We start from the raw sequence: 23,788 nt of genomic DNA, 5'->3' as shown, positions 1-23,788 counted from the left end.
TTAAAGAAGCGCTTTTTAATTATTTAAAATCTGTTGAGAACTTCCAGTTTGTTTTATAATCTTCTGAAACCGGTAAATCTTCAAGCAAAATCCTAAGCATTTCCACCGGCATTATATTTTCCTTCAAAACCCGGTCATGAAACTGTTTCTCTGTCCATCCTTTGGCCAGCAATTCGTTTCTTAAAGCATAAAACTGTAATCCTCCCGTCATGTACGCTACCTGATACAGAGGTGCATCTCCGCTTGCAAAAGAACGTCTGACTTCTGCTTCTGCATTTGCCCTTTCATGCCCGACTTCATTCACCAGTAAATCAATACATTGCTGCGGTGTCATTTCTCCCAAATGGTATTTTAACGAAAAAATGATTCGGGCACAGCGGTGAATTCTCCAGAATAACATTCCTAATTTTTGCTCAGGTGTCTGCGGAAACTGTTTGTTCCAAAGATTGATTTCCCAATACAAAGCCCAGCCTTCCATCCAGAAAGGAGTATCAAAAGGAGCTCGATACGATTTGTAACGGCTGTTCATAAAAAACTGCAGATTGTGACCCGGCAGCAATTCATGCTGCACCGTAGCACGGGAAAAATTTGGATTATTTCCCCGCATACTCATCAGTTTGTCTTTCTGATCCATGTCCTCGGTAGGATACGAAATACTGATTTCCCATCCTCCGGTAAAAAAGGGATTCACCTTTTGCCGTTCGGGCGTCATCATAATCATCTGCCAGGTTTCTTTTGCCAAATCCGGGAAAGTAATTAAATCCCTGTCCTCAATAAATTTTACCGATTGATTATATAAATCCGTAATCGCTTGAGGCTGTTCGCCTGCAGGCACATAAGTGTCTTTAACGTGTTCCAATGCTGCTTTCCAATCGTTTCCATAACCCAATTCTGTCGAAGCTTTGATCATTTCTTTCTTGCACCACTCAAATTGATTTTGAGCAGTAGCAATTAATTCTTCTGGTGAATAGGGAATGTATTCAAAAGCCAGACTTTTAATTACAGCTTCTCTGCCTATTGGTTTACCAATGATACCGCTTCCGTCATCTTTTATACTGGTTTGGGGATAATTTGTTTTTAAAAAATCTTCATATGTTTTAAGTTTTTCTGACAGCTTTTTATATGGCTTTTCCATCCACCAGGTAAAATCAGGATCATAACTATAATAGAAATCATAAGCTTCTTTAAGTGATTTTTCAAAAGCAGTTACCGATTTTGAAGCTTTGTCAGCAGCAAACCAATCTTTGAAAGGTTTGCCTTTTAACTGCTCGATTTTTTTGTCAATACTGATTACAGCCACATCAAACGATTTGGCCAGCTGATTTGAAACCGGTTTTTTGCCTCTTCTTCTTTCTTTAACAAAAAGATTCATCTCGTCTGAAAAATCTAAAACAGCCTCGATTTCCTTAAAAGCTTTATACTCCAGCTGCAAGAAATAATCACCTTTGACTATCAGGTTTTTCAATAATAGATAATCGACTTTTCCGTCTTTGGATAAACTTTTAAAATCAATATTTTTTACCGTCTTGCCCCAATCATCATAGAACTTGGAAAAACGCACATAATATTCTTCCGATTCATTGTTTGAATAAAAATTCTGCAGTGCCGTTTTATCTGACTGAAAAGTGTTCACTACATCCACAAGTTCACTTGAAAACGCTGTTGTCGTCATAAATAAGAATAAAAGAATACTTATAATTGATTTTTTCATTGCCTTTTTGATTGTTTTAAATGCTTTTAAGCAAATTATTTAAGCGTAACGTCCATATAAACAGAGTGACGGCCATAAGTATCATAAAATGGTTTATAGAGAACTCCGTCAATGGTAAACTCTAGTTTCTTTGGGTCACCCTGAATCGATTTACTGATATCTTTAGCGTCCAAAGTCACTTTTCGCCAATCTTTTCGAGGTTCCGTTTCCTGTGCGGCTAATAATACAGGACCATAAAATAAACTGGCAATATTCTGCTGATCCATAACTGGTTCCAAATGAAACTCAAACGGCATGCGAAGCTCGATTGTGTCTCCGTCTTTCCATTTGCGGCTCAAAGTAAGATAGCTTCCCGGTGTGGCTTTCACTTTTTCTTCTTTACCATTTATTTTTACAAAAAATCCTTTGGCTGCCCAATGAGGCACACGGACATTGATGTCAAAATTTCCATTTCCTTTAATAGTCAATCGGGTAAAATCTTCATTGGGAAAATCTGTTGTTTGTTCTATGGTTATATTCTTTTCGATCCATTTTAATGTTGAAGGCACATACAGATTTACATAAAGTGCGCCGTTGTCTGCACTTTTAAAATAAATTGAATTCTGAAATTTCGTGTTACTCTCAATAGCCGTTCCGTTACAGCAGGTGAAACCCATCATGTGCGGATTACCAAACTGTTTTACAGATCCTGGCCGCAACGGAACATGATACGTATTTGCAGGACTATCCTTTGCCACCGAAGCCAGTATGTGATTGTAAAGTCCGCGCTCGTAATAATCCATCAGTTCGCCGCGCTGCTCATAAAGGAACAAATCTCCCGTTAATTTTAACATATTATAAGTGGCGCAAGTCTCATTTTGACCTCCGGATGAAAAACCGTTTTCATAAATTGTTGCCGGCTGACTGATAAAACATTCTGCATTGGCAGGATTTCGTGCTCCCGCAACTCCCCCGATGCTGTACATATAATCATTTACAGTTTTATGCCAAAAATTATCTGCCACACGGTAATAGTCAGGTGTATTGGAATCGCGGTACATTTCAAGCGCTCCCATAATCTGCGGAATATGCTGATTGGCGTGCAATCCCCGGAAAGTATCTACATTTTTTGCCAGTCCGTGAGAATGCTGTGCGTCGCCATAGAATACTTTTATATTGTCAAACAGCTGTGCTGCTTCTAAATAATGGGGATTTTTGGTTATTCGGTAAAGTCTGGCCATTGCTTCATTCATTCCTCCAAACTCGCCTGCAATATATCTGTTCCACATACTGATGAGTGTCTCTGTAGGCAGTTTTTTCAAACGGGCATACACCCAGTCTCCCATTCCTTTGGCCGTTTCGAGCGCTTTTTCGTTACCGCTTACTTCATAAACATCCATTAAACCGGCAAGAATTTTATGCAGTGTATAATAGGGCGCCCAAATTTGTGTTTTCTGTCCGCCGTATGTTGCGCCGTTTTCCAGCATAATAAACTGATCCGGCGGATAGGCACTTATAAAACCTTTGCCCCAATTCCAGTAATCGGTGCGCATGCCTTCATTGCTCAATTCTGAATCATAAGCTGTTTTATCTGGCCCAAAAGGCACTGCAGCTGGGTCTGAAACGAACTTTCCTCCAGCTTCTTTCGGATTTCCGGAAAGCTGCGACAATTGATAAAGTGTATTAACCATATACTGCATTTTATCAGTAAAATTGGCCTGCAAAACTTTATCATAGCCCGTACTCGCATAAGCTTGAGCAATTGCTGTCAGGTAATGTCCTGTGGCATGACCGCGCAGTTTTGTTTCCTGAGTATCCCACACACCAAGCGGTTCGGCCCCTTTTGGCTGTTCTTGTCCAAAAGCATTTCGGAACATGTAAAGAAAAGAATCCGGATCTGTCTGCGAAAGTGCTGTAAGGAACTTATCCCGATTCTCAATGAGTTTTGTATGGTTTCCGTCAAGATTGTTATTTAATGAAACCTGATCCAAATGGAAGGCTTCCAGCTTACGTTCCGGTGGGATAGTTTTTTTTGCTTCTTTTATGGTAACAACGGCTTTTGGCTTCAAATCTGTTCCGGGAACAATTCCAGTTACCGTGTACTGCCCAGTTTTAAGCACTTGGCTGTTGTCTTTTGGCGAAGGCCAGATTACGCGCACTCCCGGTCCTTGAATGCCATCACGATAAATACCTTTTACATAAGCCGGAATCCTTGGCAGATTCCCTACTTCAGTTTCCACTTTAATATCAGCGACGCTTTTCAGAAACTGATTGTACAGCTGTGGAGTGTTTTTTGAAAACAAAGGTAATCCTGCAGCCTGATCTTCTGCCGTTTCCTCTTCCTGATCTGCTGTTAAAGAATTCTTGTAAATTCTGCCAATCTGTTTGTCGCTCAAAGACACTCTGTAGATTCTGAAATCATGTAGTTTGGCGTTAAGAAATACATTTCCAGAACCCAATGCTTTACCTATATAGAGTTTATTCTCTGAACCTGCAGTTTTATTAAACAATTGGTTCAAATCCAATTCTACATTCTTGGCTTCGCTTACAAGAACTCCATTTACGTAAGTACTTATTAATTTTGAAGGTATATTAATAACCACTGCCAAATGATTCCACTTGCCTGCCTCAAGAGCGGGAGAATCTGTTTTGTATTTATTCAATCCGTTACTGATTTCGGTATGAAATACCTGTTCCGTTTTGGTACCCATCGGCGCAGCAAAAAAATGGGACTTATCATCTTTTCCAAAATCAAAAAAACACTGGTCTTTTTCAGTGGAACGCATAAAAATCCATCCAGTTATGCTAAGTGATTCTTCTCCCGCCAATGCATCACCCGGAATCGAAACAAAAGCCTGATTATCGGCAAGCAGATAAAGTACTCTGCCGAACTGTTCGTCATTAACAAATTTGGCTTTAGATTCCTCAATTTTACCATGCAGATTATTTCTCGACCAGTCCTTTGCACTGCCATCAAATAAATACCGGGCAATTAGTTCCGTTTCACCAATTCCGTCTAAAATCTGATCTCCGTTTTGAGCCTGTACTTTTATTGTGTTTAATCCAAAAAAACTTAACACTATACAAATAAGCAAGTTATATCTATTCATAATTCCTTTTCTTCTTGATTAAAAAAACGTTTTTCTCCTATCCTTTTAATAGTTACTTTTTATAAATTTCATCCCAGGAAGGCGGTGTAACTCCCAATAAATGCTGTACAAAATAATCTCTTCGTTTTCGTTCTCCAAAATCTCCTCCGGCTGAATGACCCATTCCCGGAACTGTAACCAATTCAAAATTCTTATTGGCTTTTATCAATGCATTTGCAAACTGCATCGTCGAAGCCGGATCAACATTATCATCCAATTCTCCCAGAATTAACATTAGATTTCCTTTTAACTGTGCAGCATTAGCAGTATTTGAACAAGCTTCATATTCTGGTCCTATCGGATATCCCATCCATTGCTCATTCCACCACATTTTGTCCATTCGGTTATCGTGACAGCCGCAGGATGCTACAGCAACATCATAAAAATCAGAATTAAAAACTAGAGCTGCTCCTGCATTTTGTCCGCCTGCCGATGTTCCGTGAATGCCGACTTTGTCAATATTCATATAGGGATATTTGGCCGCAGCTGCTTTCATCCACAATTTTCTATCTGGGAAACCTCCGTCCTTTAAATTTTTCCAGCAAATGTCCTGGAATGCTTTGGAACGGTTTGAAGTTCCCATTCCGTCAATCTGAACTACAATAAATCCTAATTCTGCCAAAGATGACATTGCCCAATAGTAAGGCTGAAAATTTTTTGGAACAAATGAATCCTGCGGGCCTGCATAGATATATTCGATAATTGGATATTTACGATCCGGATCAAAAGTCGTAGGACGTACAATAACTCCCCAAATATCTGTTTTACCATCCCTTCCTTTGGCCGTAAAAACTTCCGGGGCAATCCACCCAGTCTGCTGCAATGCCGAAATATCAGCCTGCTGCATTTCTAAAACTGTCTTTTGTGTATCGGTTCTTTTCAAAAGAGTCACAGGCGGCAAATCAACTCTGGAGTATTGATCGACATAATACTTATAATCCGGCGAAAAAGTTACTTTATGGTTTCCGTTTTCTGTTGTCAGTCTTTTAAAGTTTTTTCCGTCGAAATCAATTTGGCAATAGTGCAGCAAATACGGATCCTGATTACTGTCCAGTCCGCTTGCTGTAAAATAGATTTGTCTTTTTTCCTCGTCTATTTTAATTATTCCTCTAACAGGCCAGTTTCCTTTTGTAATCTGATTTTTGACCTTTCCGGTAACGGCATCATACAAATACAGATGATTCCATCCGTCACGCTCTGAAGCCCAAATTATTTCGTTATTTTTTTTAATATTATATCGGTATCTTTTTCCGCTGTATTCTACAAAAGTCGGACTCGTTTCTTCAATAATAACCTTTACTTTTCCTGTTGTCGCGTTTACTTCCAGAACACGGTAAACCTGATGCCCCCGCTGATTGTATTCAAAAGTAAAGCCACTGCTGTTATCATTCCATTCTATCCCTGAAATATCATACTGCTGCTGAAATAAATCTGTAGTAACTGAAATTTGTTTTTTGGCAGCCACATCAAATACCTGCGGACTTTTAAAAGGCAATTGATCTCCCGGTTTTAAATAATCACGCGTCTGCAGTTTTGGCTGCAACTGATCTTTTGGACTCGATTCTACAAAATAAATTTTATGCTCTTCGCCCGGTCTTACTTTATAAGCCATTATTTTACGGCTGTCTGGTGACCACTGCATGTATGAGGAATAATAAAACCCTTTTGAGCCGTCATAACTCAACTGAATTTCTGCCTTCGTTTTTTTGTTTCTGATATATAAATTATAGTTTTTTATAAAAGCAATGTTCAGTGAATCTGGTGAACCGACAGGTTTATTTCCTAACTCATCAAAATTATCTCCCCAGTATTCATCCTTTTTCGCTGGCTTTTTATACCCTCCTTTTATTCTGCTTAATTGATAGTTTTTTAAATCACACGAAAATTTAATAGTATCAATAGTAAACAGTAATGTTTCATGGTTTTTACCAAATTCTAAATTATCTATGGGAAGGTCATTAAAATTTATTTCTTTACCCATATTTTTTGATAACGATGCTGCCAGCTGATTAGGGTTAAAAGCTGTAAATTGTTTTTCTCCCTTAGCATCAACCAAAAGAAACTCCTTTTCTTTTCCATTGTTATTACTGTACCATAAATAACCATCTTCCAGCCAATGGAATTCTTTAGGACTATTAAACACCTTATTTTTGAATAAAGAATCTACCGCATTTGCACGTTTATATTCTTTCAATGTTCCTTGACTGTGCGCAGTTAAACAGCACGAAAGTGTTAAAATCAAACTTATTATTTTACTAGTTCTTCCCATAATTAAATTATTAATAAAAATAGTTTTAATTCACTGAACCTTGTTGGTCAATATTAACAGATACTATGATTATATTACCTCTAAAACCGCAAATACAATAAGAAAACGGAATATTAATACATCTCTTCCTGCAGCTTATTTTCTGCTATAAAAGCATAATAATAGCTAAACAGTCTCTTTTTCTTTTATCAGATAATAAATCGGGATTCCTATCAGCATAATCAAAACACCCCAGCCACAAGTTGACATTTTTGTAAATAATAATGATATACATATCCCTGAAGCAATTATTATATACAGCAATGGTAAATAAGGATACCCAAAAGCTTTATAAGGACGTACTGTATCCGGCATTTTTTTGCGGAGAATAATTATGCCTAAAATTGTAAGAATATAGAAAACAAGCACAATTATAATAACAAAGTCCAGTAAATCACTGTATTTACCAGTAAGGCACAACACCGAAGCCCATAAACACTGTGCCCAAAGTGCCCATGCAGGAACACTGGCATTGTTAAGTTTTGCCGCTTTTTTAAAAAACAATCCATCATTTGCCATTGTATAATACACTCTGGCTCCAGCCATAATCAATCCGTTGTTGCAGGCAAATGTCGAAATCATGATCATCAGCGCTATTATTAATGTCCCGATGTCTCCAAAAATATACTGCGAAGCCACAACCGCTACCCTATCGGATTTAGCTGTCGCAATTTCATTTAACGGAATAACAGCGGCGTACATTAAATTCGTCAGAACATAAATTATGGTAACGATAACTGTTCCCAAAAGCATGCTTAACCCAACATTACGCTTTGGATTTTTAATTTCGCCTGCAATAAAAGTAACTCCAGTCCAGGAATCACTGGAAAACAAAGCCCCTACCATAGCTGCTGAAATTCCCGAAATCAAAGCCGTTCCTCCAATTGGAGACCAAGAACCTGAATCTGAATTAAAAGAACGCGGTGTCCAGGCATCGGTCCAGTTGGAATCCCAAATTGACGCTTTAGCTGCCAATGCAAACCCAAAAATGATTAATCCGGAAATCGACAGTATTTTTATAATAGTTAGAATAGTCTGCAGCATTTTACTTTTTTTTACCCCGCAGGTATTCAGATAAGTGAGAAAAATAATGGTTACAATAGAAACAATCTGCGCGACATTGAGCTTAAAACTGCCCAATTGATAAAGAATATTTTCGTCACTTACAGCCGGAATCAGATAGGCAGCAAATTTTGAAAAAGCGACTCCCACCGCTGCAATGGTTCCGGTTTGGATCACTGCAAAAAAGCTCCAGCCATACAAAAAGGCAATTAATTTATTATAGGCTTCTTTTAAGTAAACATACTGTCCGCCTGCATTGGGAAACATTGCGCTTAGTTCTCCGTAGCTTACCGCCGCGATCATGGTAATTAATCCGGAAATCAGCCATATTAAAATCAGCCAGCCTGTAGAACCTACCTGTCTGGCAATATCGGCACTCACAATAAATATTCCCGAACCAATCATTGACCCTACCACAAGCATGGTTCCGTCGAGAAGTCCTAGTTCTTTCTTAAATTCTTTTTGATTGTCTTTTGTCATTATGTAGTTGGTTTGTTTAGTTAAACTTTAAAAATCTATTTCAGATTCCAAATATGGTCAGCATTTAGAATTTAGTTTGAATAAAATAATTTAAAACTGCATAGCATTATTTTAAAAAAATGTAACTGCTCTGTGATTAGTTACAAAAAAATTAGCTTCACTTTTAAATCAAAAATGAAGCTGAATTTTTATAGTTGAAACATTTCAGTGCCAACAGACGTTCGTTTTCCAGAAATAATTTCCGTGACTATTTTTCCGGTTCCTGGAGCCAGACTTAGCCCCATCATAGCATGCCCTGTTACCAATGTCAGATTTTTAAGTTTTTTGTCCCTGGCAATTATCGGCATCCCTGAAGGCGTGCAGGGCCTGAATCCAAACCAAGTTTCTTCCGCCTTGGGCATTTCAATTTTTAAATCAGGATAAAAATCATTGATTGAATTTACGATTCCCTGTACTCTGTTCTGGTTAATTTTGATATCATTAGTATGGGTAATTTCCATTGTTCCTCCAAACCGAATATCATTATTCATAGGTGTTACGGCAACTTTTCCTTCACATAAAATAGATGGAATTGAAGGTTTGTGACTTTGATCTTTTAGAGTAAAACTATATCCTTTTCCCGGCAGAATTGAAATATTAACATTCAGTTTTTTAGCAATTTCAGGACTCCATGAGCCTGATGCCAAAATAACCTCATCTGCTGTAAATATGCCTTTGTCTGTTACAATTTCAGCAATTGTGTCATTCTTTAAAACAAAATCATTCACGGTTGTCTGAAGATGAATCTTTACATTCAGCCTGTATAATTCTTCTTTTATAAACTGCATGAATTTTTGCGGATAAATATGTGCATCACTTTTATAATGAACACCGCCGATAACACTTGTTACTGTTCCATTTTCTAATTTTGAAACTTCCTCTTTCGAAAGAAAATCAACTTCCAGCCCTAATGCTTCAGCCAATTTTCCTTCGTGATGCATGTCTTCAGCAGTTTTATCAGTTTTATAAAGCATTAAAAGTCCTTTTTCCTCATAGAAAAAAGAATGGTTCTCTTTGGCAAAATCCTGATACAATTCTTTGCTCAAAAGCGATAGATCACAAAGTGCCGGCATTGCTTTCTCCACATGCTGTAAATTGGCATGCTTATAAAACTGTAATCCCCATTTCATCAAATCCAGATTTAATCTGGGTTTCACATAGAAAGGACTGTGACTATCAAACATCCATTTTATCCCTTGGGCAATCATGCCTGGCTGTGCAAGCGGAATTATATGGGACGGCACAATCATTCCTGCATTCCCGTAAGAACAGCCGTCTGTCATATCTGATTTATCAAAAACAGCTACTTCATAGCCTTCTTTGGCTAAATAATAAGCTGAACACAAGCCTATTATTCCTCCGCCTATTATACTTACTTTTTTCATTATTCACATAAATTAAAAAAACATTGGCAGTGATACTTATCCGTAAACCAATTATTTTTCATTACTATTTACTTAAATCACCTGAAAACCAAAAGCATACGGATCATCATCTTCATCGATAATAATCGTATTGTAACCATATACTTTTGCCCAGCCCTGAATGCTTGGTACAATAGCACTAATATCTCCTATGGATGTTTCTTCTTCAACCCTTCCGATGAATTTGCTTCCGATAAAACTTTCATGAACATAATCTTCTCCCTTTTTTAATTTTCCTTTGGCATGAAGCTGTGCTATTCTAGCCGAAGTTCCAGTACCGCAGGGAGAACGGTCTATGGCTTTATCTCCGTAAAAAACAGCATTTCTGCCGGATGACGCAGGATCTATCGGTTCTCCTGTCCACAGCATATGACTTACATCACGAATAGTGTCATTTTCAGGATGAATAAAAAGATTTGGATATTTTTCATTAATCCGTTTTCTCACTTCCTGACTGTACTGCACAATTTTTCCAGCCGTAAAATCCTGAATACCTGAAAAATTCTTTTGCGGATCCACAATAGCATAATAATTTCCGCCATAAGCCACATCAAAAACAATCTCTCCCAATTCAGGACAATCAACAGTAAGACCTTCGGCTGCCAGATATGATTTTACATTTGTCAAACGAACCCAATCCACCTTTTTTCCTGTCTGCTGGTATTCAATCTGAACCAGACCGGCAGGAGCTTCCATTTTTATTTTCCCAGGGATTTTGGGTGTAATCAATCCTTCTTCGACGGCAATGGTTATAGTTCCAATGGTTCCGTGACCGCACATAGGCAGACATCCTGAAGTCTCGATGAATAAAATTCCAATATCATTCTCCGAATTACTCGGCGGATACAAGATACTGCCGCTCATCATGTCGTGACCTCTCGGTTCAAACATTAATCCTTTACGGATCCAATCGTATTCTTTTAAAAAATGCTGCCGCTTTTCACTCATGTTGTTTCCAACAAGATTTGGGCCTCCGCCGGCAACTACTCTTACTGGATTACCGCAAGTATGCGCATCTACACAAAAAAATGTTTTTCTTGGCATAAATTATATTGGATTCTTTGTTAGTATATCATTTATGGTTCTAGTGATATTCAGCAGATTTTCATCCTGCAGAGCTGTTGGCAGCAATGCATCCGGCCAATCCTGATAAGTTACCGGGCGAACCCATCTTTTTACCGCAGTTAATCCTACCGAGGTAAATTTACTGTCTGAACTCGCAGGAAATGGTCCGCCGTGTGTCATTCCGGAACAAACCTCAACTCCCGTAGGAACATTATTAAAAACTAACCTTCCTACTTTATTTTTGAGGTTTTCGATTACTTCCCTGAACTCATCCAATTCTTTTAAATCAGAATTTATTATCGTTCCTGTCAGCTGTCCTTCCAAATCATGAATAATTTCATTCAGCTGATCCACATCATCACATTTGACAACAACCGAAAAAGGCCCGAAAACTTCCTTATGGAATGTTTTATTTTTTAAAAAAGTACTGCCGTCAACCGATATTACATTTTGCAATGCATAATTTGGTTTTATCTCTTTATTCAAATTGGTCTGCTGTTTATATCCTTCTTGTTCAAGAACTTCTGATTTTAGGTTTTCGTATTGTCTTTTAATATTAGGATGTAACATGCAGGATGGCTCTAATTTATCTGTCTCTAAAGCTAAAATAGTAATAAAATCCTCCAATTCCTTGCTGTTTATCCCTAAAATAAGTCCTGGATTTGTACAAAATTGGCCTGTTCCAGCCGTAATTGATGCAGCATAATTTTTGGCCCATTTTTCGCAGTCTGTTTTTAAAGCCGAAGGCAGAACCAATACCGGATTAATACTTCCCATCTCTGCATAAACCGGAATCGGAACGGATCTGTTGGCTGCAATTTTACAAAGTGCTGTACCTCCGTTGATACTTCCTGTAAAACCAACTGCTTTAATTGACGGATGCTCTACCAGCGCTTTTCCAACAGCTATACCGCTGCTGTTGATATTGGAAAAAACTCCGTTTGGCATTCCTGTTCTTTTAGCTGCTTTAATAATGGCTGAAGCAACTAATTCTCCCGTTCCGGCATGAAGCGGATGTGATTTTACAATAACAGGACAGCCTGCTGCCAAAGCACTTGCCGTATCGCCACCAGCGGTGGAAAAAGCAAGCGGGAAATTACTGGCTCCAAAAACTACAACAGGACCAATTGGAATCTGTATTCTCCTAATGTCTGGTTTACCTTCTGTTTTATTGATAATTGCTTCCACCCATGAACCTTCTCTCAGCATAGCTGCAAATGCTCTCAATTGTCCGGTTGTTCTGGCACGTTCACCATTGGCCCTTCCGGCAGGAAGACCCGATTCCTGAACATACGTCACTAATAAATCTTCTCCCAAAGCTTCTATTTCTTCGGCAATGGCTTCTAAAAAAGCAGCTTTTTTTATATCTTCAATAGTTCCGTATGTTTTAAAAGCAGTTTCTGCCAATGCAGCTGCCTGAGAAATTTCGTCTTCTGTGGCTTCATAAAAAACAGTTTCATTCTCCAGATTTAATTCTGGATTTATTGTTCTATATGTCGTTTCCCCTTTTGCGGAAAGCGTATCTCCAATATAATTTTTCCCTGTTATCATGACTTCTTTTTAAGCTTAAATTAAATTTCTTGGTAAGCAGGCAGAATCGGTCTGTTTTTCATTGCAGCATCAATGATTGCCAGAACACGTTCTCTTTCGATTCCCTGCAGCGGAAGTCTTGGAGCTCTTACATTTTCTGTTCCAAGTCCTGTCGCTACTTCTGCCAATTTGATATTCTGCACCAGCTGCGGAGAAATATCCAATTCCAGCAGTGGCATAAACCATTTATAAATTTCTACAGCTTCCTCTATTCTTCCTGCTTTTACGAGTTTATAAATCGCTACGGTTTCTTCCGGATAGGCCACTACTAAACCTGCAACCCATCCGTCAGCACCTGTTACCAAACTTTCAAGTGCCAAAGTATCAACACCGCAAAGCACTTTTAATCGATTACCAAAACGATTTCTGATTCGAATTACATTGCTGATATCCCTTGTTGATTCTTTTACCGCCTGAATATTATCCAGTTTTAAAAGTTCTTCAAACATGTCTAATGTCACTTCGATTTTATAATCGACAGGATTGTTATAAATCATAATGGGTAATGAAGTACTTTTTGCTATTTCCTTAAAATAGACAACGGTTTCATAATCGGTAGCTTTATACCTCATCGGAGGCAGCAGCATCAAACCATTTACGCCTAATTCCTCTGCCCTTTTTGCCAAAGCAACAGCCTCACTGGTAGACTGCTCGGCTATGTTCAAGATAACCGGAATTTTCCCTTCTGCTAATTTTAAAGTTTCATTAATTAGAACTTCTTTTTCTGCCTTAGTCAATGTACTGGCCTCTCCAAGAGTTCCTCCCAGTATAATTCCATTGACACCAGCTTCGATTTGAGCTTTAATATTTTTTTCGAACATTACAAGATCTAATTGACCTTCTTCTGTAAACTTGGTAGTTACAGCCGGCATTACGCCTTCCCATTTTATTTTCATATATAGCAATTTATTGTTTTTAATCTGTTATATGTAATCCGCATATCATTATTAGTACCTAATACTAAACTGCAGTTATGCGTATTATTCCATAACCTATTTTTTTATCAAAAATAAAACTTATGCAGGGTGGCCTCTTTGTTATTATTAGCTTATATCAAGACTATATTACCCCATCTATTGCACAATATCATTTTTTTGATAATATTTACATACTTAAAAAACAAACCATTGAAAATCCTTCCTTTTAAAATACCTAAAACCGAAAGAGAAGCGCTTATTTATCAAGAGGATATTGAACGCGTTTTTTACAATCATCTTCACCAGCATGAAGAGATTCAGATAAGCTATATCGTGAAAGGATGCGGCACATTGATAGTGGGAGATTCCATAAACGATTATAAAGAAAATGATATTTTAGTGATTGGCGAGAACGTGCCCCATGTTTTTAAAAGTGATGCAGAAACCTGTCCGGAATCAATAATGTTCACTTTGTTTTTTACAAAAACATCATTCGGCAAAGATTTTTTCAGTCTTAATGACATGAGCAGTGTTGATGATTTTTTTAAGAACTCGGAGTACGGAATCAAAGTTTTGTCAAACCACAATAAAATCATCCATCATTTTGAAAAATTAAAAAAACAGAATAAAATTCAGCGCATCGCCTCATTTCTAAAAATCATAAACATTATCATAAACTCAGAAAAAGCGCCTCTTTCATCATTTATCTATAGAAAAAAATATACTGATGATGAAGGAAGACGAATGAGTGCCGTTTTTGAATATGCTATAGAGTTTTATCATCAGAACATTACTTTGGAAGAAGTGGCAGAAAAAGCTAATATGAGTAAAAACGCTTTCTGCAGATATTTTAAAAAACGTACTAACAAAACTTTTTTTCAGTTTTTGATTGAAATCAGAATTGAAAATGCGTGCAAACTTCTCCATAACAAAAAGGATCTTTCGATTGCTTCCATATCTGAACTCTGCGGATTTCAGGATATTGCTAATTTCAACAGAAAATTCAAAGAATTAAAAGGGATTTCGCCTTCGCAGTATCGCGGACAGTTTTAATTTTTTACAAATGCAATAAGCTGCAGCACAAGTTTCAGAATATAACTGTCCTGTCAGCCTATTACTTATTGTCTTTATTTAAAAATAGACTTTCTGATTTCCATCTGCAATGGCGAAGTTTCTGACAATTCTTTTATTTCAAAACTTCTTTCAATCAAAGTATCATTTTCAGTGGCAGATTTCATCGGACTTAAATCTATCTGAAGTCCTGCATACTTTAAATATTTCTGATAATCAACAGCCTTTACGGTATTTACATAGGTTTTTATTTCGTCCAGAGATTTTCCTGCAGTCTGTTCAGAAACCTGCCAAAACTCAGCTTCGGTAAAACCCCTTCCCTTTTTTTCATAAAATTCGTTATACAAAAAACGCATTACATCGTCCAAAGATTTTTGGTTTCGGGTATTATTTCTGATTTCTAAATCTAATAAAAGCGCAATTACCGGTCCTTTGTTGTAATATGATATTGTTGTCTGCTTGGCATTGCTTTCGTTGTTGAAAAAGTTCAGCCAAATATCAAAACTGGAGCGGGACAAAGACATATGCCTGCTTCCCTCAATATTTTCATACCTCTTTATGGATTCAGTGAAATATTTATAGGCATCTTTACTATCAAGCAGACCGGCTCTCATCATGATAATGTATTCATAATAAACAGTAAAACCTTCAGAAACCCATAACATCGACGTGTAATTTTCTTTGTTATAATCAAATGGTCCTAATTCTATCGGGCGGATTGCTTTTACATTGTAAAGATGAAAATATTCATGGGTTACAAAATTCAAAAAATCCGTATACTCCTCTTTGGATTTAAAATCAAAAGTTCCATTGGTAAATATGGCTTGGGAATTCCAATGTTCCAGACCTCCTCCGCCAGCTTCCATCATGATAAAACTATAATAATCATAGGGTACTTTTTTCATAACAGCCGTTGTGGCTGTCATAATTTTTTTGAGATCCGAGGTAAATTTTTCTTCGTCTAATCCTTGCGGAGACGCAATTCCTAAGGAATATGATTTTCCTTCGTGCTTAAAATCTACTGTCAATTGATTTCCAATATAAACCGGGCTGTCATACAATATATCAAAATTATTGGCAAAAAAAGTATTTGTTCCTTCTTTTACCCTTTTCAGTCCGGTTGAAATTTTATTCCATTTTTTATACGGATTAAAAGTTACCTGCACAGGGGTATTAATCTGATTCTCGACGTGCATAAAAACATTATTGGGCATAATGAAAGCTTTTTCACTGTCCAAATACGATTCTGCAACCGATTTTCGATTGGCAAAAAAACGATACGTGATTACAATCTTTCTATGCTTACCGTTTTCGACCACCCAGTTGTTTTTGGATTTTTTATGCCAAAACAATTTATTCCCGCTGCTATCCATTACATCAAAATCCACGATATGTCTCGGAGTGTCCAAAATCATGTAATAACCCGGCGACCACACCGGAAGCATAAAACTGGTTTGATTATCTGTCAGTCCTTCGCATTCCAAACGAATATCCAGATAATGCGACTCTGGCTCTTCCATCGAAACGGTATAATTCATTATGCTTGATTTTTGGGGAACCGGCTCCGCTTTACTCACACTTAAGAATAAAAATACCAGCAGACATGCAAAAAATCTACATTTAAATTCTAATTTCTTCATCATAACTTTTTCTTTTTAAAACAACTTACCTGCAGACCCTAATAAAAAGTAAGCAGGTAAGTACCATTCAAAATATTTTTTAAAATTCTAAAAAAAGAAAGCCATCCCCAATACTATAGGAATGGCTGTCCATACACTTACAAGTAACCAGCTTGCAAAATTTTCATGCTTTTTAAGATTAAAACTCATTTAAACCGTTTTATAACAGTCTAAAAAAAATAATCAATAAGCTTTTCTGCTTATTAGTATCCTGGGTTTTGTTTTAAATTACTATTCTTATCCATCTCAGACTGAGGAATTGGAAGAATAGCTCTAAAAGCTGCACCAGGATTTTTTACCTTTGAAAACCAAGATTTTGTAGAATACACGCCAAATCGTATTAAATCTTGTTTTCTATGGGCTTCACCAATAAATTCCCATGCCAATTCATCCAAGAAACCGCCATATTTAATATCTGCACCCCCTTCATAGTTTGTAATTACTCCAGCCTCATAAGTACCGTATTTATAGACACTTCCTCCTAAAAGTTTTGCTCCCGTAACAGTAGCTTTAGCAGGATTGGTATTTTTAAAATCACGCTGTCTAACTTGAGAAACGATAACAGCAGCTCCATTGGCATCACCCGTTCTTAATAAACATTCTGCTTTAATCATCATAGCATCTGCTAATCTATAAAAAGGAACATCATTGCTCGTTTGTCCGACAAGGCCAGGCCCTATTTCATACTTAACCATTCTAAATCCTTCGTTAGGCTCACAGCCATTTACATTGGTTAAAAAATTAAGATACTCGAATTGTATCTTCTTATTTGAATCATTTGGATCAGTTACCATTATAGGCTCTCCTGTACTTGTAAACTGCTTGCCTCCCAGCCAGCAATCTTTCAATCTTTGATCATCTGGATCATAGGTATCTATAAACTGCGGAATACCTCCCGAACCATTCCAAGGACCATCAGCCAATTTATAAGTTTCCTGACTTGCAGCTGCTAATGTTTTGTATGGCCAATAACTTCCACCAGTCTTTTTTTGGTCAAAAGGGATAGAAAATATGTCTTCTTTAAAATTTGGATTTTGATTTTCTATTTTGAAATTGTCTAAATAATTCTTTGTTAATTCAAAACCTCCGTTATCAATTATATCATTAACCTGTGCCAAAGCCTCATTCCATTTTGGCGTTCCTAAATACACTCCAGCATTCAGATATAATTTTGCCAAAGTCATTTTGACAGCCCAAGTAGTAACTTTACCATAAGTAGTCTCATCAGTTTTATCACTTAAAAAAGGTAAAGCTCCTTTCAACTCACTCTCAACAAAATCATATACTTCTTTTCCTGTATTTTGTGTAGGCAGATAGCCTTTAGGAACATCAAACTTAGTTACGATTGGTACATTTCTAAAATTATCTAATAATAAATAGTAATAAATAGCTCTTAAAGCTCTTAATTCCTGAATTACTTTCTCTTTGTTTTCGATACCCTCTATTCCCTCAATTTGATAAATTGCTTTATTTACTTTATTTACACCTGAATATAAATAAAACCAATTCCCTTCGGCATGAGGCAATGCTGTACCCCAAGTATGCTGGTGCATGGTTATGTAATAATCTCCCCAGCCAATACCATTTCTTTGTGGTGTTACTATCAAATCGGATGATTCTTCATAGAGACAGAATGCTGCATCCCAGCCCCAAAAGATATCTCTGAATGAAGTATAAGCGGGTGCCATAATACTAGACAAATCTTCAGCGGTTAACTTTGTATTCTCTGCTGATATTTTATCATAAACTGTCTCGTCCAAATTTGTACATCCTGTACCAAAAAGGAACAAGCCTGAAATAAGGATTTTAAAAACTATATTTTTATTTTTCATTTTGATTTAATTTAAAAGGTTACATTTAATCCTAGGGTAAAACCTGTTGTAGATGGATATTTATCTCTATTGTCCATTCCCTGTGACAAAGGATTCCCTCTTTTTATCTCTGGATCTAAGCCTTTGTATTTGGTAAATGTGGCTAAGTTATTTCCAGACACATACAATCGCATTGCGTTTATAACCTTAAATGGGGTAACATCAAAATTATAGGACAAAGTCACGTTTTCAACTTTCACATAATCTCCTTGTTCTATATAATAACTTACGTAGGTTTGATTGTAATTTAATACTTCCTTACCATAGACTTTATCGAATGCACTATCTAACATATTGTAAAAAGTCGTAGGATTTTCATAAAACATGCGCTGTGAATTCAGGATTTGAAAATCGAAAGCCCCTGTTAAAACCACACTTAAATCGAATTTTTTGTAGCTAAAAGTATTCGTCCAACCCGCCAAATATTTAGGAATACCATTCCCTAAATATTGTTTATTATCATCATTATACATTTCTGTTGTTAATGTTTTTCTTGTACCGTCGGGTAATTCAATAATCCATTTTCCATTATCTTCAGGTTTAGGCATACCTTGAGTAATATCCACTGATTTTAATCCCCAAAAATTACCTATTGATTGCCCTACTTCCAGTCTATGAGTATCAAATGAGATCGGGTCTCCAGTATTCCCTACATTGATATGATTTTTATCTATAGAATATAATTCATTAGAAAGACTGGTTAGTTTGTTTTTATTATGCGAAAAAGTCATTGACGAATTCCAAGAAAAATTTTCTGTTTTAACTGGAATTGTATTCAGAAGAATCTCAAATCCCTTGTTTTCCATTTTTCCTACATTGGCCATAGTGCTGCCATAAATATTCGGAGGGATTGGCACCGCATAATCCCAAAGCATATCACTTGTCTTTTTGCTATATACATCAAGACTTCCACTAATTCTATTATCCAAAAATCCAAAGTCAAGCCCAATGTTTACCTCGGTCGTTTTCTCCCAACGTAAATCTGGATTAGGATTTTGATCAGGAACTAATCCTTTTACCCATTTTCCATCATTTAAAAAATAACCATCATATTTATACAAAGTAAGAGATTTATAGGAATCATTAGGTATTACTCCAGTTATACCATAACCTGCTCTTAATTTTAGGCTGTTTACATAAGAAACCTCGTTTAGGAAAGATTCTTTATTTATACTCCATCCCGCGGAAACCGCTGGAAAATTACCCCATTTATGGTTGTCTCCAAACTTAGAAGAACCTTCTCTCCTAATACTAACTAACAAATCATATTTACTATCAAAGTTATAGTTGGCTCTACCAAAAAAACCAATTAATTTATTGTCGTTTTTATAACTTCCCATTGCATCTCGATATCCATCAGATATAGCATTACCAGCTCCTAAATTATTATAAGAAAAAGCATCTGTAGGGAAGTCAAAATTATTAGCAGAAAATCCTTGATCTAATGAATATTGATAACTATACCCCCCTAATACCGTAAACTCATGCTTGTCAAAAATCTTATGGTATTTGGAAGTTATTTCTACATAATCGTTATCGATAGCTTTAGTATCTCTTGAAGCTACTCCATTTCTTCCATTTAGTGTATTTGAATAATGCTTTTTACTTTCGGAATAGCCATTTAGACCCGTATTTTTATTTTTTGAAAGCTGCGTTCCTACATTCCAACCTGGTAACAAATCCAAAGTTAAATTAGCTGAAAATCGCTGCCAAGTATTATTTCTATCTTGTGTTGTTTCATTCATAATGGCAACAGGATTGTAATACTGAAACTTATTTTTATCTTCATTATAAGTACCATCCGGATTATATACAGGAGCAGTAGGATTTCTAATCATAGCTTGTCTATAAGCATAGGCAGCTGTTTCTTCAACAAGTCCCATGTTTTGTGTTCCATTTAATAAACTCAAATTAATTTTTAACTTATCATTGAACATGGTATGATTAACATCAAATGAAAATCGGTACTCTTTATTAAAGGTGTTAACAAAAACTCCAGACTGATTTACATAATTAAGGTTTACTACATAATTCGTTTTTGCGCTTCCCCCTTTTAAAGCTAAATTATGATTTTGAGCAAATCCGCTTCCTGATATTTCGTCTAACCAATCTGTGCTTGCGCCTCCATCCGTATAAGGTAATTTAACTCCTTGCGAAAGTAGACTTCTTTGTTGGCTGGCATCTAGGAATTTAGCCTTATTATAAAAGTTAGATATTGTAGCAAATGTCGAATAGGTAATGGTTGGAGCTGTTTCTTTATTAACGGTCTTTGTGGTAATGAGAATTACTCCATTGGCTCCTCTTGTTCCATAAATTGCTGCGGCCGAAGCATCTTTCAACACATCTATCGAAGCGATTTCATTTGGGGCAACGGTATCTATACCACCTGGAACACCATTAATTAAGACCAAAGGGCCAGTGCTTCCTTTTAAAGTAGAAATTCCACGCAATGAAATATTTGGTCCAGATCCTGGATCTCCAGAACCATTGCTAATGGTTAGACCTGCGACTTTGCCTTTAATGAGATCAGAAGCATCATTAATTGCTCCTTTGGTAAAATCTTTTTCTTTTATACTGGCAATAGCACTGGTAACTCTTGATTTTTTTTGAGTACCGTATCCTACTACAACTACTTCGGTCAATTCTTGCGTACTACTTGCAAGAAATACTTCAATTTGGCTTTTATTTGCAGTTACTACTTCCTTATCTTTAAATCCTATATAAGTAAAAAGCAAATTAGAATTTTCCTTTTTTAGTACAATCTCAAATTTTCCATCAAAATCGGACAATACAGAATTGGACATATTCTTTTCTGTAATTGTCACTCCGGATAGAGGTATACCATTATTGTCCTTTATTATACCTTTAATTTTCTGCTGTGAAAATGATGCACAAAATACAAACAGAAAAACAACAGTATGAAAAATCTTTTTTCTAAAGAAAAGATTTTCTTTACTTTTAAAACAATGCATATTTAGTCTCATAATTTAACATTTTGGTTAGTGTTATTTGTACACTTGTAAAATTATGTTAAATGTTATTTACCAAAAATGCTAATATTACCACATGCTAATACTATATTATCCTGTTTTAAGCCGTATGGCAGCGTTTTACAGAAATATCAGTTTATTTGATAACAAATTAGAGTTATACTTGCATATAATGAAGCTTTTTGAAGAAAAATCAAGATAATAAACATACGGTAAAGCCCGAAACATTCAGATCAGGTTACCCTGTGGAATTTTAGAGCCTTTATTAATATGAAAGGATTTAACCAAGTTTTAAATCAAAGTGAAGAAATATTGACATTATAGTTTTTTGCATCAATTCATTAAATTTTGAATCCATTTTTCATTAATGGGTAAAGAACGCAAATGAACTACGGAATACGATTAGACAACAATATTTCTCTAACGAATATTACCTACTGAATTTTTAGCTGTATCGTGTTTTGTTTTCAGAACACCTTTCTCAACAGAAAAACCTATTCGGACTTGTGTTTTTAAGGTATCTTTTAAACCGGATGTTGCTTTTTCGATTATAATAAATACTAATTGATATTCACCGTCAGCTAAATCAATTACAGTATTTTTTTCATTATCATTGATTTTCAAAACATTTTTTTCAGAATCCGGTTTTGCAGTTCTTCCCGTTGCAGCATACGAAGCCGATGCAGCACCGCTTCCGCCGCCGGCTAAACTGCTTATACTTGAAACCGCTGCTGAAATAATCGCTCCGCCCGGCATAGCCCCTCCTAATAAAGAAGCTCCCTGCGACAAAGCACTGCCTGCTGCATGTAAGCCTTGATTCACTTTTTCGCCAAAAGCTGCACATTCAGTGCTGGTCAATTCCTTAATGCTATTGTTTGCTGTATTGACTCTGTAACCCTCATTGGAAGGAAACAAAACAATGCATCCGCCATCGATCAGTGTTACATTTATTTTTCCCGAATTTACTTTTTCGCCAAAAGATGCTCCCTGCGTCTGCTTTGCAACTGTAACATTCATCGAGATCCTGTTTGGCATCCCGCTATTGTTTATGCCGTTTATATTACTTTTTTGAGCAGATCCGTCTAAAGTTGTTTCCAAACTGGAACTTGATTTTATCGTTTTTTCTTTTACTGTTTCGATATCTTGTCCCTTTACATTTACCAAATAACACAATGCTAATGCCATTGTAAAAACTGAAGTCTTAAAATTTTTCATATCGCTGTAGTTTTAATGATTTATTACTAGATAAACAAAATTCATTTTTTGTTACCCTGCTTTACTTTTAAAACCAATATTGTTTCTCAAAAAACTGAATATTAAAACATTAAAGTTACAGCTATTTCATTAGACAGTAATTTTACTTTCTCAATTCTTATAAAAAAAAATGCAAAAGTTCTTAGTCCTTTTGCATTTTTTCAAAATTTAAATTATAAAAAATTATTCTGATACCATTCTACCTGCACTTTCAGTCCTTCATACAAACTGGTTTTGGGATTATAATCTAATAATTTCCTTGCTTTATCAATCACTGCTTTTGTCCGCAGCTGATCGCCGCTCCTGGCCTCTACAATCTGCAGATCAATTTTTTTATTTAATATTTGCTCAACAATTTCAATACCATGCTGTGTTGTATTTTCTTCTTCAGTCCCCAAATTGATGATTTCATTATTCACTATATCTTCCAAACCAATAACACTCACCACACCGTCTACTATATCTTGGACATACGTAAAACTCCTCAAGTGATTCTCACTTCCTTTATATAATGGAAAGGGAATGTTTTTAAAAGCATTTGCAATCAGTTTAGTATACAACTTTTCAGGTCTTTCCCTTGGTCCATAAACAGAATACAGCCGCAAAGAACACGCTTTTATATCACCAAGCCTGCTGCTTTCCAAAACCAATTGCTCTGCTGCCAGCTTTGTCACTCCATAATGAGAAACAGGTGTGGGAGGAACTGATTCATCAAAAGCTGCATTTATACCATAAATAGAAGAAGTGCCGATATTTACAAAAAGAGCTAATTTTTTATTTTTTAGAGCAAAATCAAGTAAATTTTTGGTACCGATTACATTATTCCCTAAATAATCTTCAAAACTAGAAGCTGCAGAAATACCTGGCTGTGCCGCAAAATGAAAAATATAATTAAAATCTGCTGGTAAGTTTTGAAGTTCTTCACTGTAACGCAAATCTATTTTCTCAATCCTAATACCTTTTTCTTCCAGACCTTTTGCATTGAGCTTTTTTAAAGACACATCGTAATAATCTGAAAAATTATCCAGACCTACCACGTTATTTCCAAGTGATTTCAGCCTTTCAGCGACATGTGAACCAATGTATCCTGCTGCACCTGTAACCAATATTTTCATAACTAATGTTTTACATATAAAAATAAGAATAAACATTACCATCTTTACCTGACAACCAGAATTTTAATGAAAACTTAATCTAGC

The 23,788-nt window shown here is 36.2% G+C and carries 14 protein-coding genes; 1 reads left to right on the top strand and 13 read right to left on the bottom strand.

Going from position 1 to position 23,788, the window contains the following annotated elements; all coding sequences use genetic code 11:
* Window positions 1-19 precede the first annotated feature (19 nt).
* The 8 genes from IRZ80_RS07140 to IRZ80_RS07105 all read right to left on the bottom strand — a co-directional run bounded on the left by IRZ80_RS07140 (window position 20) and on the right by IRZ80_RS07105 (window position 13,703).
* On the bottom strand, window positions 20-1,711 hold the full coding sequence (locus IRZ80_RS07140) for a DUF885 family protein (protein WP_194640858.1): 1,692 nt from the start codon (window positions 1,709-1,711) through the stop codon (window positions 20-22).
* Window positions 1,712-1,746: 35 nt separating this feature from the next.
* Entirely contained in the window at window positions 1,747-4,800 is a 3,054-nt protein-coding gene (locus IRZ80_RS07135; protein WP_194640857.1) for a beta-L-arabinofuranosidase domain-containing protein, read from the bottom strand.
* 52 nt (window positions 4,801-4,852) lie between these two features.
* Complete coding sequence (locus tag IRZ80_RS07130; RefSeq protein WP_194640856.1) at window positions 4,853-7,108, bottom strand: S9 family peptidase; 2,256 nt, start codon at window positions 7,106-7,108, stop codon at window positions 4,853-4,855.
* A 165-nt stretch (window positions 7,109-7,273) separates the two neighbouring features.
* Window positions 7,274-8,689 carry an APC family permease gene (locus IRZ80_RS07125; RefSeq protein WP_194640855.1) on the bottom strand — a complete coding sequence of 472 codons (1,416 nt, stop codon included), beginning with the start codon at window positions 8,687-8,689 and terminating at the stop codon, window positions 7,274-7,276.
* Window positions 8,690-8,877: 188 nt separating this feature from the next.
* Entirely contained in the window at window positions 8,878-10,113 is a 1,236-nt protein-coding gene (locus tag IRZ80_RS07120) for an NAD(P)/FAD-dependent oxidoreductase (RefSeq protein ID WP_194640854.1), read from the bottom strand.
* A 72-nt stretch (window positions 10,114-10,185) separates the two neighbouring features.
* Window positions 10,186-11,196 carry a 4-hydroxyproline epimerase gene (locus IRZ80_RS07115; RefSeq protein WP_194640853.1) on the bottom strand — a complete coding sequence of 337 codons (1,011 nt, stop codon included), beginning with the start codon at window positions 11,194-11,196 and terminating at the stop codon, window positions 10,186-10,188.
* Between the two features lie 3 nt (window positions 11,197-11,199).
* Window positions 11,200-12,768, bottom strand: coding sequence for an aldehyde dehydrogenase (NADP(+)) (locus IRZ80_RS07110; RefSeq protein WP_194640852.1), 1,569 nt, complete (start codon window positions 12,766-12,768; stop codon window positions 11,200-11,202).
* Between the two features lie 20 nt (window positions 12,769-12,788).
* Complete coding sequence (locus IRZ80_RS07105; protein WP_194640851.1) at window positions 12,789-13,703, bottom strand: dihydrodipicolinate synthase family protein; 915 nt, start codon at window positions 13,701-13,703, stop codon at window positions 12,789-12,791.
* A 231-nt stretch (window positions 13,704-13,934) separates the two neighbouring features.
* Here IRZ80_RS07105 and IRZ80_RS07100 point away from each other — a divergent pair, with 231 nt between their 5' ends.
* The gene (locus IRZ80_RS07100) at window positions 13,935-14,777 is read left to right on the top strand and encodes an AraC family transcriptional regulator (protein ID WP_194640850.1); all 843 of its coding nucleotides are present in this window, start codon (window positions 13,935-13,937) and stop codon (window positions 14,775-14,777) included.
* A gap of 74 nt (window positions 14,778-14,851) precedes the next feature.
* On the opposite strand, the gene IRZ80_RS07095 is transcribed toward IRZ80_RS07100, so the two are convergent.
* The 5 genes from IRZ80_RS07095 to IRZ80_RS07075 all read right to left on the bottom strand — a co-directional run bounded on the left by IRZ80_RS07095 (window position 14,852) and on the right by IRZ80_RS07075 (window position 23,704).
* Entirely contained in the window at window positions 14,852-16,438 is a 1,587-nt protein-coding gene (locus IRZ80_RS07095; protein WP_194640849.1) for a M61 family metallopeptidase, read from the bottom strand.
* 239 nt (window positions 16,439-16,677) lie between these two features.
* Complete coding sequence (locus IRZ80_RS07090; protein ID WP_194640848.1) at window positions 16,678-18,306, bottom strand: RagB/SusD family nutrient uptake outer membrane protein; 1,629 nt, start codon at window positions 18,304-18,306, stop codon at window positions 16,678-16,680.
* An 11-nt stretch (window positions 18,307-18,317) separates the two neighbouring features.
* A complete protein-coding gene (locus IRZ80_RS07085) occupies window positions 18,318-21,329 on the bottom strand; it encodes a SusC/RagA family TonB-linked outer membrane protein (RefSeq protein WP_228520829.1) in 3,012 nt (1,003 codons plus the stop codon).
* Between the two features lie 426 nt (window positions 21,330-21,755).
* Window positions 21,756-22,550 carry a hypothetical protein gene (locus IRZ80_RS07080; RefSeq protein ID WP_194640847.1) on the bottom strand — a complete coding sequence of 265 codons (795 nt, stop codon included), beginning with the start codon at window positions 22,548-22,550 and terminating at the stop codon, window positions 21,756-21,758.
* 212 nt (window positions 22,551-22,762) lie between these two features.
* The gene (locus tag IRZ80_RS07075) at window positions 22,763-23,704 is read right to left on the bottom strand and encodes an NAD-dependent epimerase/dehydratase family protein (RefSeq protein WP_194640846.1); all 942 of its coding nucleotides are present in this window, start codon (window positions 23,702-23,704) and stop codon (window positions 22,763-22,765) included.
* Window positions 23,705-23,788 lie beyond the last annotated feature (84 nt).

It is taken from the genome of Flavobacterium sp. HJJ (assembly GCF_015351475.1).
Taxonomy (GTDB): domain Bacteria; phylum Bacteroidota; class Bacteroidia; order Flavobacteriales; family Flavobacteriaceae; genus Flavobacterium; species Flavobacterium marginilacus.
Note: the sequence above shows the minus strand (reverse complement) of the source record. Positions and strands in the feature narration are given on the sequence as shown.

Bases quoted from the DNA above. Each gene is read 5' to 3' on its own strand.
- IRZ80_RS07085 (WP_228520829.1), bottom strand. From the start codon at position 21,329: ATGAGACTAAATATGCATTGTTTTAAAAGTAAAGAAAATCTTTTCTTT.
- IRZ80_RS07120 (WP_194640854.1), bottom strand. From the start codon at position 10,113: ATGAAAAAAGTAAGTATAATAGGCGGAGGAATAATAGGCTTGTGTTCA.
- IRZ80_RS07135 (WP_194640857.1), bottom strand. From the start codon at position 4,800: ATGAATAGATATAACTTGCTTATTTGTATAGTGTTAAGTTTTTTTGGA.
- IRZ80_RS07095 (WP_194640849.1), bottom strand. From the start codon at position 16,438: ATGATGAAGAAATTAGAATTTAAATGTAGATTTTTTGCATGTCTGCTG.
- IRZ80_RS07080 (WP_194640847.1), bottom strand. From the start codon at position 22,550: ATGAAAAATTTTAAGACTTCAGTTTTTACAATGGCATTAGCATTGTGT.
- IRZ80_RS07110 (WP_194640852.1), bottom strand. From the start codon at position 12,768: ATGATAACAGGGAAAAATTATATTGGAGATACGCTTTCCGCAAAAGGG.
- IRZ80_RS07090 (WP_194640848.1), bottom strand. From the start codon at position 18,306: ATGAAAAATAAAAATATAGTTTTTAAAATCCTTATTTCAGGCTTGTTC.
- IRZ80_RS07105 (WP_194640851.1), bottom strand. From the start codon at position 13,703: ATGAAAATAAAATGGGAAGGCGTAATGCCGGCTGTAACTACCAAGTTT.
- IRZ80_RS07075 (WP_194640846.1), bottom strand. From the start codon at position 23,704: ATGAAAATATTGGTTACAGGTGCAGCAGGATACATTGGTTCACATGTC.
- IRZ80_RS07115 (WP_194640853.1), bottom strand. From the start codon at position 11,196: ATGCCAAGAAAAACATTTTTTTGTGTAGATGCGCATACTTGCGGTAAT.
- IRZ80_RS07140 (WP_194640858.1), bottom strand. From the start codon at position 1,711: ATGAAAAAATCAATTATAAGTATTCTTTTATTCTTATTTATGACGACA.
- IRZ80_RS07130 (WP_194640856.1), bottom strand. From the start codon at position 7,108: ATGGGAAGAACTAGTAAAATAATAAGTTTGATTTTAACACTTTCGTGC.
- IRZ80_RS07125 (WP_194640855.1), bottom strand. From the start codon at position 8,689: ATGACAAAAGACAATCAAAAAGAATTTAAGAAAGAACTAGGACTTCTC.